The organism is Chryseobacterium luquanense (assembly GCF_026460945.1).
Classification (GTDB): domain Bacteria; phylum Bacteroidota; class Bacteroidia; order Flavobacteriales; family Weeksellaceae; genus Chryseobacterium; species Chryseobacterium luquanense.
This window is the reverse complement of record NZ_JAOVZV010000028.1, coordinates 1-14320: the sequence shown is the minus strand read 5'-3', so window position 1 is coordinate 14320 and position 14320 is coordinate 1. Positions and strand designations below refer to the sequence as shown.

The window sequence follows — 14320 nt, the reverse complement described above, 5'->3', positions numbered from 1 at the left end:
TGGGGGGGCGCCTGTCCCCCCCCCGAATCCCAGAAAAAAGCGAGTAGTGAAAGCGGGATTAAGCTCCTTAAAAAATAATTAATTGGTTAATCAGTAATGAGACTTTCCTCGTTGAAATAGTAAAAATTTACCCTAAAATGATTTTCTTATCCTAAATCAATGTTTTGGGTATCATAGTTGCCGTAGATTTGCACTATAAATAACAACAAAAAATAAATACAATGGCTACAAAATGGAATTTAGACCCGGCTCACAGTGAAATTACTTTCAAAGTAAAACACATGATGATCTCTAATATTAAAGGAAACTTCACAGATTTCAACGCTGAGATCGATGCTGATGACGATACTTTTACAAATGCTAAAACTACAGCAACCATTCAGGTAAATTCTATCTCTACTCACAACACAGACAGAGATAACCACTTAAAATCTGCAGAATTCTTCAACGCAGAAGCTAACCCGACGATCACTTTTGAATCTGATGCGCTTAACAATTCTGTTACAGGAAATCTTACTGTAAACGGAGTTACAAAACCTATCAACCTGGATGTAGAGTTCGGTGGAATCAACGTAGATCCTTGGGGAAATACAAAAGCTGGTTTTTCTTTTGAAGGAAAAATCAACAGAAAAGATTTTGGTTTAAACTGGAATGCAGCTCTTGAAGCAGGAGGCGTAATGGTAAGTGAAGATGTAAAAATCGCAGGTGAATTGCAGTTTGTAAAACAAGCATAATTAAATAGATTTCAGCTAAGCCATAACGTGGTGGAATAATGAAATCATTGTTTTTTAAATCAGAAAGGTTCAGGGAATTTTAGCCTTGAGCCTTTTTTAATCTCAATAAAAATGAATCTTAACGATCTACAGAATATCAGCAGTCAATTTAAGAATTCGCAGAAAATGCCTGTTCTTTTTTTGGGTCACGGTTCGCCGATGAACGCCATTGAAGAAAACCAATTCGTTCTGGGTTTCAGAAATATGGCGAAGGAAATTCCGAAGCCAAATGCTATTCTGTGTATTTCAGCACATTGGTACACCGACGGAACCAAGGTAACTGCGATGAAAACACCTAAAACCATTCATGATTTTGGAGGTTTTCCACAGGCTTTGTTTGATGTGCAATATCCTGCTCCCGGAAACCCTGAGCTGGCTCATGAGACTGCAGAACTTTTAAAACCTGTTTTGGTAGAGGAAGATCACAGTTGGGGACTTGATCACGGAGCATGGTCGGTTATAAAACACATGTATCCGAATGCAGATATTCCTGTAATTCAATTGAGTATTGATTATACAAAACCTCCGCAATATCATTTTGATTTAGCAAAAAAACTAGATAAGCTGAGAGAAAAAGGAATTTTGATTATCGGCAGCGGAAATATTGTTCATAATTTAAGATTGATTGACTGGCGAAATATTGATACGGTTGGTGCCGGTTGGGACTGGGCAATTGAAGCCCGTGAACTCACCAACAATTGGCTTCTGGACGGAAATTTTCAAAATTTAATCGACTATCATAAACAGGGAACTTCGATTCGTTACGCTATTCCTACACCCGATCATTATTTGCCTTTGCTTTATTCTTTAGGTTTAAAAAGTAAATCGGAAGATTTGGTTTTATTTAATGATGATTTAATCGGTGGTTCGTTGAGCATGACGAGTGTGAGGATTGGATAAATTAAATTTCTTTTGAGAGACTTTTTTTATCACTATAAATTTAGTAATATTGTTTACCATGAAAAAAACAGTATTACTTTTCTTAATGATTTGTCCTTTTTATGTGCTTTTTTCACAAACGATAAAAGGAACTGTCATCAATGACATCGAAAAACCGATTGCAAATGTCAATATTTATCTCGACGGAACCAAAACAGGAACCATTTCTGCGGAAGATGGAAGTTTTACTTTGAATCTTAATTCTAAAAACAACAACAGTTTAGTTTTTAAAAAAGATAATTATGAAACTTTTACAATCAATACATCGGAAGTTTTAAATAAAAAGCTGAAAGTGGTCTTGATTAAAACTAAAGATATTGAAGAAGTGGTTATCATTCCGTTTACGGAAACAGCATATAAAAATTATATTAAATTCTTTTTAGATTCTTTTATTGGTGAAGATCAAGCCAATGTGAGGATTAAAAATCAACGTTCACTAAAATTTTCTTACGATAAATCGAATAAGATTTTAAGAGTAAAAGCTCCGCAGACTTTAATTATAGAAAATAAAAATCTGGGCTACACAATTGATTACAATCTGGAAGAATTTATTGCCAGTTTTGATGAAAATACAACACGATTTATCGGGACAAGCTTTTTTAAGGAAACTAAAAATTCAGATAAAGTAAAACTCAATCGAATGAATGCGTACGACGGAAGTCAGGTTCATTTTTTCCGTTCAGTCTTCACGGGAACAGTAAAAAATGAAGGCTTCATCGTGAATCAGATTACAAAATATCCCAATTCAAAATATCCAACTGAAGAAGAACTACAAAGGCTGAAAGATTTTGCAAAAACTATAAAAACAAAAACCATTACAAGCGTTCCAGCCGATCTTCTCGATATCGGAACCCGAAAAAGAAACGAACCTCCTTACAAAATAGCCATCACCAAAACTCAAATCCCGGAATCTGATTACACAAAAAAAACAGACGGAAAACTATTTTTAGATTATAAGTATATGATGCAGATTAATTTTAAAAAGTATTATTATGAATTAATTAAAGGCAGTTTTGTGAAAAGCAGTATACCCATTAATCAGACATCATTTCTTCATCCTGAAGATCAATCTTATGAAATTTATGATAATGGAAACACGTCAAATCCCGGTCAATTAACCAATCAAGGAGATTTTGCGAAAGATAAAATTGAAAAACTTTTGCCTTTAGATTATCAGCTAGGCGATTAATTCCAATAAAAAAGCTTCCTTTTTGGAAGCTTTCATTATGTAAAAAACAAATTAAAACTTACTGCACAGCTTGTAGAACATTGATATTTCCGTAACCATAATCTGAATTTTTCGTCGGATAATAAGTGGAAGACTGTCTCATTTTATTTAAAACCTGATCTCTCGACCAAGAAGGATTTTTAGACCAAACTAAAGCTGCAATTCCTGCTGTAGAAGCAGTTGCTACTGAAGAACCGCCTACATAATCGGTTTGTCCGTTATAATAACTTAAAACCGGAATATTATTCCCTGATACTCTTTCCATTTGATAAGTAAAATCGATCTCACTTCCTGAATGACATACATCACATTTCTGATTGGAAGTATTTTCTTTAACTCCTGTAATAGCCTGAGTTTCGGGCATCCAAGCTGGGAAAATCACCCCTACAAAAGTTGTAAAGCTTGTTGAAGTTCCTCCTGCGCAGAAAATTAGTTTCCCTCTAGAATAAGCATATTTCACCCCGTCTTCAATTTTCCCTACAGAGAAAATATGTCCCATCGACATTGAAATTATTTTTACACTTGCCGTGTTTCCAAGATTGGTAAAGGCTATTTTCACTCCTTCTTGTTCATGATAACCATCCAAAACAACATTTGAAGCTGCTCTGTAAGAAATCAAATTGGCATTATAAGCAACGCCAACAGGTTGTCCCTGATTATTTCTCGGAGCTGCCATCGCTGAAGCCATACTCGTTCCGTGACCGCATTTATCATCCGCTCCATCATAACCTGAACTCCAAGGCCAAATAGAATCTACATACACCCCATTTTTACTGATTGTTCTTCCTGAAGAAGAGCCATTATTAAAACTTCCGCTCAATAAACTTTGATTAAAAGAAACTCCGGAATCAATCAATCCGATGGTAATTCCTGCTCCTGTACTGTAACTCCATGCATTTGTGATATTGTGTTTTGCAAATGACCACGGCGCTGTTGCATTGGGAGAAACTGTGGTGTAATCTGCTGTATTTAAAGCTGTAGATTCGAGACCGCAACCTGAAGAACTTCCACTCGATTTTGCAGTAGTTCCATTGATTTTATTTTCATTTTCAAAATATCTGTAATCTGCCGGTTCGAAGTAACGAATTGATTTAAGTTTTCTCAATGCAATTACTGTTTCCTGCATTTCTATATAAACATCAATTTGATTTAAATACTCATCAGAAGCCAATAAAACTCTGTCTTTCTTACCTTCGTATTGTTGAATAACTTCTAAAATTTCACTCTGTAAAGCCTCAGAATTAGAAGATTTACTTCTGTCGAAATCATCTTTTGAATCTCCAAAACCTATGGATGCTATTTTATTTCCCTGAACGATTCCGCTCCATAAAAAGTGTGATGAAGTTTCGTTCCAGGAAAACCTCCCTTTTGTTTTAGTAGTTTGATTAATTTTTTCGTTGATTTGTCTTGCATTCAATGGATCGGTCTGTACAATTTCCGCTTCAACAGAATTAGTTTGAATTTCTTCTCGGGAACAAGAACTCAACGCAAAAACCGTGAGTAAGTAGAATACGCATTTTTTCATAATAAAATATTTAAAATTTGGTACCACAAGATATTAATTTCTAATGATATGGATATTAAAATTTTATTTTTAAGTAAGATATTTAATTTTCAGTTTTAAATAATTCACAACAGATATTCAGGTTTTTTAAATGTAACTTATGCACAAAAAAGATTTATAATCTTGAATTTCACCTTATTTCTTCATTGAAATCTTAAATACCCATTACTGAAAGTTATTCCTAAGATTCTGTGATTATCTGAACTTGTTTTCGTAAATTTGTTTTTGAAATTTTTTACTAGATGAAAGAAAGTGCTGTAAAAAAAATTGCAGTTCTTACCTCAGGAGGGGATTCTCCGGGTATGAATGCAGCATTAAGAGCAGTCGTTAGAACTGCAAATTATTACAATATCGAATGCTACGGAGTAAGAGAAGGCTACAATGGTCTTATTCACGATGATTTCCTAAAAATGGGACCTCGTTCCGTAAAAAATATAATCAATCAGGGTGGTACAATTCTTAAATCTGCCCGTTCAATGGAATTCAAAACCAAAGAAGGTCGTCAAAAAGCTTATGACAATTGCGTAAAATACGGAATTGAAGCTTTAGTATGCATCGGAGGTGACGGAACTTTTACCGGAGCTAAAATCTTCAACGAAGAATTCGGAATCAAAGTAATTGGCGTTCCCGGAACTATTGACAACGACATTTTCGGAACTGACAATACAATCGGATACGATACCGCTTTGAACACAGCAATGGATGCAATTGATAAAATCCGTGACACGGCTACTTCTCACAACAGAGTCTTCTTTGTAGAAGTAATGGGTCGTGATGCTGGTTTTATTGCATTGAACAGCGGTTTGGCAACAGGAGCTTTGGATATTTTGATCCCTGAGAAAAAAGACAGCATGGATGAGTTGTTTGCCAACTTCAGAAATGCCGAAAAAACAGGAAAAGCTTCAAGTATCGTCGTTGTTGCAGAGGGTGAAAAACTGGCAAATATTTATGAATTAGCCGAACAAACTAAAAAAGAATTCCCGGATTATGATATTCGTGTAGCGATTTTAGGACACATCCAAAGAGGAGGTTCACCAAGTTGTGCAGATCGGGTTTTGGCGAGCAGACTGGGTTATGGAGCAGTTGTAGGATTAATGGAAGGACAAAACAATGTAATGGCAGGAATGCGTTCGAACGATATTGTTTACACGGAAATCGAAGAGGCCATTAAAAAACACAACGAAATCAATAAAGATCTTTTACTGATTTCAGAAATTTTAGCAATCTAACTATTTAATATAATTTTTAAAAAAGTAAAACACTATGTCAACAATTAAAGTAGGTATTAACGGTTTTGGTAGAATCGGTCGTCTTGTTTTCAGAGCAATGACAGAAAGAAGCAACATCGAAGTTGTAGGAATCAACGATCTTATCAATGCGGAATACATGGCTTACATGTTAAAATACGATTCTGTACACGGAGTTTTCCCGGGAGAAGTTTCTGTAGAAGGTAACGATCTTGTGGTAAACGGTAAAAAAATCAGAGTTACTGCAGAAAAAGACCCAAGTAACCTAAAATGGGATGCAATCGGTGCTGATTACGTAGTAGAATCAACTGGTTTATTCTTAGATAAAGAAAGTGCTGCAAAACATATTACAGCAGGCGCAAAAAAGGTAATTCTTTCTGCTCCTTCTAAAGATGATACTCCGATGTTTGTAATGGGTGTAAACCACACAGAACTTACTGATGATGTAAAAATCTTATCAAATGCTTCTTGTACTACAAACTGTTTAGCTCCTCTAGCTAAAGTAATTCACGACAACTTCGGAATCGTAGAAGGTTTGATGACAACAGTACATGCTACAACTGCAACTCAAAAAACTGTTGACGGTCCTTCAATGAAAGACTGGAGAGGTGGTAGAGCTGCTCTAAACAATATTATCCCTTCTTCTACAGGTGCTGCGAAAGCGGTAGGAAAAGTAATCCCTTCTTTGAACGGAAAATTAACAGGTATGTCTTTCAGAGTACCAACTGTTGATGTTTCTGTAGTAGATTTAACAGTAAGACTTGAAAAAGGTGCTTCTTACGAAGAAATCTGTGCGGTTATTAAAGCGGCTTCTGAAGGTGAATTGAAAGGTATTCTTGGATACACTGAAGATGCTGTAGTTTCTCAGGATTTCGTAGGAGATAAGAGAACTTCTATCTTCGATAAAGATGCTGGTATTTCACTTTCTCCAAACTTCGTAAAACTTGTTTCTTGGTATGACAACGAAATGGGTTATTCAAACAAGTTGGTTGATATGTTGATTCATGCGGCTTCTTTGTAATTGATTAATCTTTTATGATATAGAAAAACCTTCCGGATGGAAGGTTTTTTTGTTAGAAATAATTTCATATTGAAATTTTAGCCAATTGTACATACTTTAGCAATCCCTCTTTGTAAAAAGAATTTTATAAGCTTCTTCACTAAACTTTTAACAAATGTCCCTAATGGGATTACACTAGCGACTGCTTCTAAAATAACATCAACAATATTACCTATAATGCTATCTTCTTTTACAATTGAACAAAATATACTTTTTAATCTTTCCCAAAGTCCTCTTTTGTTAATACTAGTAATGGTTAATCCTGTAAAATTTGCATCCTCCATCAAAAACATTTTTGATTGTTCCTGAGTTTGTAATAAGTATAATTCAGCCAATGCATTTTCTGCATCTTCTTCCGAAACTACATCATCTCCTAATCCTTCTGCAAGGATTTCATCTGCATATTTTTTCAATTCGACTAATTCGTTGTTTTCGTTTTTTACTAACATAATTAAAAGTTTTAAGTGATTAATTCTTTAGCAAATTTTAAAAATTTAGAAAAATAATGAAATTACCCGTTTGTGTGATTTTAAAAAGAAGTTATTTTCAAAATCACAAAACAAAAGCCCTCACAAAATTTGTAAAGGGCTATAATTTTTAAGTATTTCTATGAATTTAATTTAATCCAATGTCAAACTTTTTAGCGACCAAACACCGCCATTGTAAATATTTAAATCTATTTTAGAATTAATTCCATAGACAATTCCGTTTTCTGTAAACTGCCAAAACTGCCACTTATCTTCGGGAGAAGGTTCGGGAACATCATTATAATTGGCAAGCCAAATCGGATAATCATCAAATTCTCCTCTTAGAAAGTCTTTGTAGTAATGATAATACGTATAAATTATTGGTTTTTCGCCATACGTTTCTTCCACTATTTTACACCAGACTTTCAAATCTTCAATCAGTTTTTTGCTGGATTTTGTTCTTGGAATTTTTTCAATATCTAAAACTGGAGGCAAGTCTCCACTTTCCAGCTTTACATTTTCAAGAAAATTATTAGCCTGAATGACCGGATCTTCATCAGCTCTGTAAAAATGATAAGCCCCTCGAATTAGATTATGCTCTTTTGCAGAAGCCCAGAATTCGTCAAAATTCTTATCGGCATTTCGGTTTCCCATCGTTGCTCTCATCACTACAAATTCAAGGGGAATTGTTTTATTTCCGATACTCAAACTATCCCATTTTATATCCTTTGTATTTTGATAATGAGAAATATCAAAACCATAAGTTTTATCAAGATTATTGGCAAGAATTTTTTGAATTCTCAGAGTTTCATTTTCGCTGTTTTTTAGCTTCTTGTGAGTGAATTTATTAAAGTATAAAGCGTAATAGTAACTTATTGATTGTTTTAGATATAAACCTGTTCCGATAAGTGCAATTATCAATATTGCCAATACAATTTTTCGACGCAAAAAATAGTTCTTCCGTCTCGTTTTATGGATGCTTTTGGCAGTTTTTTTGGTGTACTTTTTATCGCTCATTAAGTTTTGCAAAACTAACTTTTTAAGCTATAAAATACTAAATAAAATCAGTAAATTTGATATTATGGAAACACGCGAAAAGATTATCATCATTGGAGGTGGTTTTGCCGGATTGCAGCTTGCAAAGACGCTGAACAATAAAAACAAAAAAGTAATTGTTCTTGACAAAGTAAATCACCATATGTTTCAGCCGCTTTTTTATCAGGTTGCATGTGGACGAATCGAGCCTTCCAATATATCTTTTCCGTTTAGAAAAATCTTTCAGCAATCCAGAAATACACAGTTTCGTTTGACTGACGTGAAATCTATAGATCACGCAAACAATAAAGTCATTACTGACGAAGCAGAATTCACCTATGATAAATTAATCATCGCAACTGGTTGTAAAACTAATTTTTTCGGTAATAAAGATCTTGAAGGAAAAGCTTTCGGGATGAAAAATACCCAAGAAGCCATCGGAATAAGAAATCATGTTTTGATGACATTTGAAAAATTGATTCTTGAAAAAAGCCGGAGTGACGATGGAAATTGGAATATCGTTATCGTCGGAAGCGGACCAACCGGAGTAGAATTAGCCGGAGCATTTTCAGAAATGAAAAAAGAAATTCTTCCCCGCGATTATCCTTATATGAATTTTGATCATCTTGAAATTATTTTAGTAAGTTCTACCGAAAAACCTCTTGCCGTTATGAGCCCCGAAGCTCAGGAAAAATCTGAGAAATATTTAAAAGAATTAGGCGTGAAATTCCTTAGTGGTGAAGTTGTTACTGATTACGATGGCGATAAAGTTTACATGAAAAGTGGAAAAGAAATCCCGTCAAACAATGTGATTTGGGCTGCAGGAGTTACAGGAAACGTGATTGATGGTTTCCCTTCTGAAAATTTAGTTCGAAATAGATATATCGTCGACCGTTTCAATAAAGTAAAAGGTTACGAAAATATTTATGCAGTCGGAGATATTGCCTACATGGAAACTCCGAAATACCCTCAAGGACATCCTCAAGTTGCAAATGTTGCCATCAATCAGGCAAAAAATTTAGGGAAAAACTTTTTGAGGAAAAGTAAAAATGAATGGGTAGAATACGAATATAAAGATCAAGGTTCTTTAGCCACAATAGGAAAACACAGAGCCGTTGTGGATTTACCATTTATAAAATTTCAGGGATTTTTAGCCTGGTATTTTTGGATGTTCTTACATTTAATGCTTATTTTGAGCGTTAGAAATAAACTGGCAATATTTTTCAACTGGATGTGGAGCTATTTTAACAAAGATTCTTCATTACGTCTGATTATTTCGCCATCTCAAAAAAATAATACGCAGCAATGAGAATTGACATTATAAGCGTGCTTCCAGAATTAATGGCAAGTCCGTTTCAAACTTCTATTTTGAAAAGAGCAGTAGATAAAGGTATTGTAGAAGTACATTTTCATCAGTTGAGAGACTGGTCAATCAACAAACACCGCCAAATTGATGACGAACCTTATGGAGGAGGCGCAGGAATGGTAATGATGATTGAACCACTAGATAAATGTATTTCTGAACTAAAATCTCAACGGGATTATGATGAAATTATCTATCTAACGCCCGATGGACAAACTTTAAACCAAAAAATTGCCAATACGCTTTCCATTAAAAATAATCTTATCTTTTTATGTGGTCATTACAAAGGAATTGATCAGCGTTTGAGAGATTTACATATCACTAAAGAAATTTCTATCGGAGATTTCGTATTGACGGGCGGTGAATTGGCGGCTTGTGTTTTGGCAGATTCTATTATCCGGTTGGTTCCTGGAGTTTTAAATGACGAACAAAGTGCTTTAACAGACAGTTTTCAGGATGATTTACTCTCCCCACCGATTTACACACGACCTGAAACTTACAAAGGTTTGGAAGTTCCAAGAATTCTTTTAAGTGGAAATTTTGCTAAAATAGAAGAATGGAGACATGAGCAAGCCCTAAAAATCACTTCAGAAAAACGTCCAGATCTTTTAGAATAAGTAATAAAATTTATGCAATAAATAATTATTGTTGAAAAATTTACATTTTTAATCCCATACATTAGATTTTTATACCGTCTATTTCACATTTAAATGGATTATTTTTTAATCATTGAATGGGTGTATTTTTTAAAATTTATATTGTAGATTTGTGACTTATTTGTCATAGTAATAACTATTTAAGATTTTGAATATAAATTTAATTCAAATATAATTTTATACATAAAATTTTAATATATTTAAGTGATAATAAGATTAATTTTAAGGTACTACAATTAGAAAATGTGTTGATGGAGCTTTTTGCTTTTTACAATGTTGAAAATTTATTTTTGCCCGATCCGCCGCAGATTCATAAACTCGACCCCACAAAATCAGGATTAAGAAACTGGGACGACAGAAAGTACAGAACTAAGCTCTCAAAAATTGCACACGTTTTTCGTTTAATGAAAGAAGAAAACGGAGTTTTACCTGCTATTATCAGCTTGTGTGAAATTTCGGGAAAAGAGGTTCTCGAAGATCTTGTACAGCTCGATCCTTTCAGCTCACAATACGGAATTGTACATTATAATTCTCTTGACGAGCGAAAAGTAGATGTTGCTCTTTTGTACGACAAATCTAAAGTTGAAATTTTAGATTCTGAGGCAATTACTTTCTTTTTTGAAATTGTAGACAACAACCCCGACAATTATGACACCACAAGGGATGTTCTTTTTGCAAAACTAAAATGCAAAGGAGAACTAGTGAATGTTTTTGTAGCTCACCTTCCCTCGAAGCGAGAAAAAGACATTAATCAACCTAAACGAAACTTTATCATGAATGAAATTCGTAACAGAATTTTAAACATTATTAAAGAAAAAGAACACGTCATTTTGTGCGGTGATTTTAATCAAAACCCGGATGATGAAAATATAATTAACATTCTTTACGACGATTCGCAGAAAAGGATTATGCACAACCCTTTTCAAAGGCTGTTTTCATCTAAAAAATATTCTACTTTTCATTATAAATCCGGATTATTATTTGACCAAATCATGCTGTCAGATTCTTTTTTTGAAGCTGGTGCAGCATTATATTTTCAGGAGGCTAAAGTTTTCAATCCTGAAAGCATAAGTACCCGAAACCGTGGTTTTGAAGGAAGACCTTTCAGAACGTACGCCGGAACGAGATATCTTGGCGGTTTTAGTGATCATTTTCCGGTTTTTGTGACTTTTAAAGAAATAAATTGAGTTAAAAATATTAAGATGAAAAACACAAACAATACAGTTTACGAATTAGATCCTTTAGACAAGGAAATTATTTATATGTTGATGGATAATTCTAAAAGTTCATTGGCATACATTTCTAAACAAGTAGGGATTTCTACAACAGCTGTACACCAAAGAATTAAGAAACTAGAACAAGCAGGCGTAATTGAAAATTCTATTTCTTTTTTAAATCCAAGAAAAATAGGCTATAAAGTGGTATCATATATCGGGATGTTTCTTGATCAGCCAAGTCATTACACCGATGTTGTAAAGTCTTTAAAAGAAGTAAATGAAGTTGTAGAAGCACATTACACGACAGGAAATTACACGATTTTCATAAAGGTTTTATGTAAAGATAATGATCATTTAATGCAGATTTTAAGTAAACTTCAAAAACTGAAAGGCGTAACAAGAACCGAAACTTTCATATCTTTGGAACAAGGTATTTCCCGACAACTGAAAGTTTAATTATCATGAACATTGCACAATATTTAGATTCAACTTATTTAAAAACTCCGCAACAATCAGGTCTTTCTGAAGAAGAGACTTTGCAGAAAGTGAAAGATTTAACTCAGGAAGCCATAGATCATCATATTTTTGCTGTGATGATTCGTCCTGATTATATTTCTAAGATTAAAGATTTTTTAAAAGAGAAGAATTCGGATGTTGTATTAGGAACAGTAATTGGTTTTCATGAAGGAACATATTCTATTGAAGAAAAGCTAAATGAAGCTTCAAAAGCGATTAATGACGGCGCAGATGAACTTGACTTTGTAATTAATTACGAAGCTTATCTTAAAGGGGATTTAGAGCTTGTAAAAGATGAATTTTTAAGATGTACGCAATTATGTATTGAGCATTATAAAATTGCAAAATGGATTATTGAAATTGCGGCTTTGACAGATAAACAAATTGCAGATATTACAAAGAATATTTCAATTTGGGCGGAAGAGAATTTTGAGGCAAAAGATTTAAAAAATATTTTCGTTAAATCTTCAACAGGTTTTTTCATAACAGAAAACGGAAAACCAAATGGAGCAACCTTCGAAGGAATTCAAATAATGCTTGATAATGCAAGAAAACTTCCCATAAAAGCTGCAGGTGGGGTAAGAACTCCTGAAGATGCTGAAAAGATGATTAAATTGGGCGTAAAAAGGATTGGAACTTCTTCAGCTCTATCTCTAATTAAAAACGAGTCTTCAACTGAAGGTTATTGATTACATAAAGCTTTTAAAAATAATAAAACCCATCAAGATTTGATGGGTTTTATTATTTTTATACTTGTTGAGCTTGATATTCTGTGTAAAACTCTTGAGTTTCATGAATTACAACATCCATTTCTTCTAAAGAATAGACTTCTAAAAACTTTCTTCTGAAATCTTTAAAATGAGGAATTCCACGGAAGTAATTGCTATAATGTTGTCTCATTTCAATTAATCCAAGCTTTTCACCTTTCCATTCAGCACTCCATTCAGCATGTTGGCGAACCGCCAATAAACGGTCTGAAATTGTAGGAGCAGATAAATTCTCTCCAGTGTTAAAAAAGTGTTTAATTTCATTAAAAATCCATGGATAGCCGATCGCAGCACGACCAATCATAATTCCGTCACATGCGTATTTCTGTTTGTAAGCTAATGCTTTTTCAGGTGAATCGATATCTCCGTTTCCAAAAATCGGAATCTCTATATTAGGATTTTGCTTAATTCTTGAAATATGTTCCCAATCTGCTTCTCCTTTATACATTTGTCCACGTGTTCTTGCATGAATGGTTAAAGCTTTAATTCCTGTCTCTTGAAGACGCTCAGCAACTTCATCAATATTGATAGAATTACTGTCCCATCCCAACCGTGTTTTAACCGTTACAGGAAGACTAGTAGAACTTACAACGGCTTTGGTCAAACGAACCATCATATCGACATCTTTCAAAACTCCTGCTCCAGCTCCTTTACAAACTACTTTCTTAACAGGACACCCAAAGTTGATATCTACCAAATCAGGATTTACTGTTTCCACAATTCTTGCAGACATTGCCATTGCCTCTTCATCACCACCAAAAATCTGAATTCCAACTGGTCTTTCATAATCGAATATATCCAATTTTTTTCTGCTCTTAATAGCATCACGAATCAGTCCTTCAGAAGAAATAAATTCCGAATACATTAAATCCGCTCCATGCATCTTACAAAGACGTCTGAAAGGCGGATCACTTACATCCTCCATCGGAGCCAACAAAAGCGGAAATTCCGGCAGTTCAATATTGCCAATTTTAATCATGCTGCAAATTTACGAATTTTCAAACTTTAAACAATTTTATAATATCTATTACTCTGATTATTAATAATCGAAGGATAACTATATTTTTTTAAGGAGCTTCATCCTGCTCTTTGCTACTACTCCTCGCGCCATGGCTTCTCCTCCGCTAAAGCCAATCTTTTCAACAGCCTGCTGTGGGGTAACCGCTTCGATCAGGGCTAAGAACTTTGTCATCTTGAGTGATTATATGAGCATTCAACTTAAAGTGTTAGCTGTTTAAAAGAAATTCTCAGGTAATTGCAAAAGGATGAATGATAATTGCTGAAAGATGTTAAACCTTGAATCTTCAATAACACATGAGTTATTGAACTATAATCTTCAAAACTTAAGTTCTCAAACTTGAAATTGGAATTTCAAACATCAAACTTGAATTTCAAATCCTTGAGTTTAGGTATATATCAAAAAAAAAAACTCCTCTAGTCTTAAAGACTGAGGAGTTTGAAAAAAAACTGGCGGCGACCTACTCTCCC

The 14320-nt window shown here is 34.1% G+C and carries 14 protein-coding genes; 10 read left to right on the top strand and 4 right to left on the bottom strand.

The window, feature by feature from the left end:
- The first annotated feature begins 221 nt into the window (after positions 1-221).
- The 3 genes from OEA66_RS19725 (at position 222) to OEA66_RS19715 (ending at position 2901) form a co-directional block, all read left to right on the top strand.
- Positions 222-734: a YceI family protein gene (locus tag OEA66_RS19725; protein WP_267267534.1), complete on the top strand. Its 513-nt coding sequence runs from the start codon at positions 222-224 to the stop codon at positions 732-734.
- A 111-nt stretch (positions 735-845) separates the two neighbouring features.
- Positions 846-1673, top strand: coding sequence for a 4,5-DOPA-extradiol-dioxygenase (gene ygiD, locus OEA66_RS19720; RefSeq protein ID WP_267283022.1), 828 nt, complete (start codon positions 846-848; stop codon positions 1671-1673).
- 58 nt (positions 1674-1731) lie between these two features.
- Positions 1732-2901, top strand: coding sequence for a carboxypeptidase-like regulatory domain-containing protein (locus tag OEA66_RS19715; RefSeq protein WP_267283021.1), 1170 nt, complete (start codon positions 1732-1734; stop codon positions 2899-2901).
- 58 nt (positions 2902-2959) lie between these two features.
- Here OEA66_RS19715 and OEA66_RS19710 read toward each other — a convergent pair whose 3' ends face one another.
- Positions 2960-4465, bottom strand: coding sequence for a S8 family peptidase (locus tag OEA66_RS19710; RefSeq protein WP_267283020.1), 1506 nt, complete (start codon positions 4463-4465; stop codon positions 2960-2962).
- Between the two features lie 281 nt (positions 4466-4746).
- Here OEA66_RS19710 and pfkA point away from each other — a divergent pair, with 281 nt between their 5' ends.
- Together pfkA and gap are read left to right on the top strand one after the other, a co-directional pair.
- Positions 4747-5733 (top strand): 6-phosphofructokinase, encoded by a 987-nt coding sequence (gene pfkA, locus OEA66_RS19705; protein WP_267283019.1) that lies wholly within the window; start codon positions 4747-4749, stop codon positions 5731-5733.
- A 34-nt stretch (positions 5734-5767) separates the two neighbouring features.
- Positions 5768-6772: a type I glyceraldehyde-3-phosphate dehydrogenase gene (gap, locus tag OEA66_RS19700; protein ID WP_267283018.1), complete on the top strand. Its 1005-nt coding sequence runs from the start codon at positions 5768-5770 to the stop codon at positions 6770-6772.
- Between the two features lie 77 nt (positions 6773-6849).
- Here gap and OEA66_RS19695 read toward each other — a convergent pair whose 3' ends face one another.
- Positions 6850-7260, bottom strand: a complete 411-nt coding sequence (locus OEA66_RS19695; RefSeq protein WP_267283017.1) for a hypothetical protein — start codon at positions 7258-7260, stop codon at positions 6850-6852.
- Between the two features lie 171 nt (positions 7261-7431).
- A complete protein-coding gene (locus tag OEA66_RS19690; RefSeq protein ID WP_267283016.1) occupies positions 7432-8295 on the bottom strand; it encodes a glycoside hydrolase family 25 protein in 864 nt (287 codons plus the stop codon).
- A 64-nt stretch (positions 8296-8359) separates the two neighbouring features.
- On the opposite strand from OEA66_RS19690, the gene OEA66_RS19685 reads away from it, so the two are divergent.
- The 5 genes from OEA66_RS19685 to deoC all read left to right on the top strand — a co-directional run bounded on the left by OEA66_RS19685 (position 8360) and on the right by deoC (position 12754).
- A complete protein-coding gene (locus OEA66_RS19685) occupies positions 8360-9622 on the top strand; it encodes an NAD(P)/FAD-dependent oxidoreductase (protein WP_267283015.1) in 1263 nt (420 codons plus the stop codon).
- Positions 9619-10293 (top strand): tRNA (guanosine(37)-N1)-methyltransferase TrmD, encoded by a 675-nt coding sequence (gene trmD / locus OEA66_RS19680; protein WP_267267543.1) that lies wholly within the window; start codon positions 9619-9621, stop codon positions 10291-10293. The genes OEA66_RS19685 and trmD overlap by 4 nt, the downstream gene beginning before the upstream one ends.
- Before the next feature lie 290 nt (positions 10294-10583).
- Complete coding sequence (locus OEA66_RS19675) at positions 10584-11519, top strand: endonuclease/exonuclease/phosphatase family protein (RefSeq protein WP_267283014.1); 936 nt, start codon at positions 10584-10586, stop codon at positions 11517-11519.
- Between the two features lie 15 nt (positions 11520-11534).
- Positions 11535-12005 (top strand): Lrp/AsnC ligand binding domain-containing protein, encoded by a 471-nt coding sequence (locus OEA66_RS19670; RefSeq protein WP_267267545.1) that lies wholly within the window; start codon positions 11535-11537, stop codon positions 12003-12005.
- A gap of 2 nt (positions 12006-12007) precedes the next feature.
- The gene (gene deoC / locus OEA66_RS19665; RefSeq protein ID WP_267283023.1) at positions 12008-12754 is read left to right on the top strand and encodes a deoxyribose-phosphate aldolase; all 747 of its coding nucleotides are present in this window, start codon (positions 12008-12010) and stop codon (positions 12752-12754) included.
- A gap of 58 nt (positions 12755-12812) precedes the next feature.
- Here deoC and dusB read toward each other — a convergent pair whose 3' ends face one another.
- The gene (gene dusB / locus OEA66_RS19660) at positions 12813-13811 is read right to left on the bottom strand and encodes a tRNA dihydrouridine synthase DusB (protein WP_267283013.1); all 999 of its coding nucleotides are present in this window, start codon (positions 13809-13811) and stop codon (positions 12813-12815) included.
- Between the last annotated feature and the right edge of the window lie 509 nt (positions 13812-14320).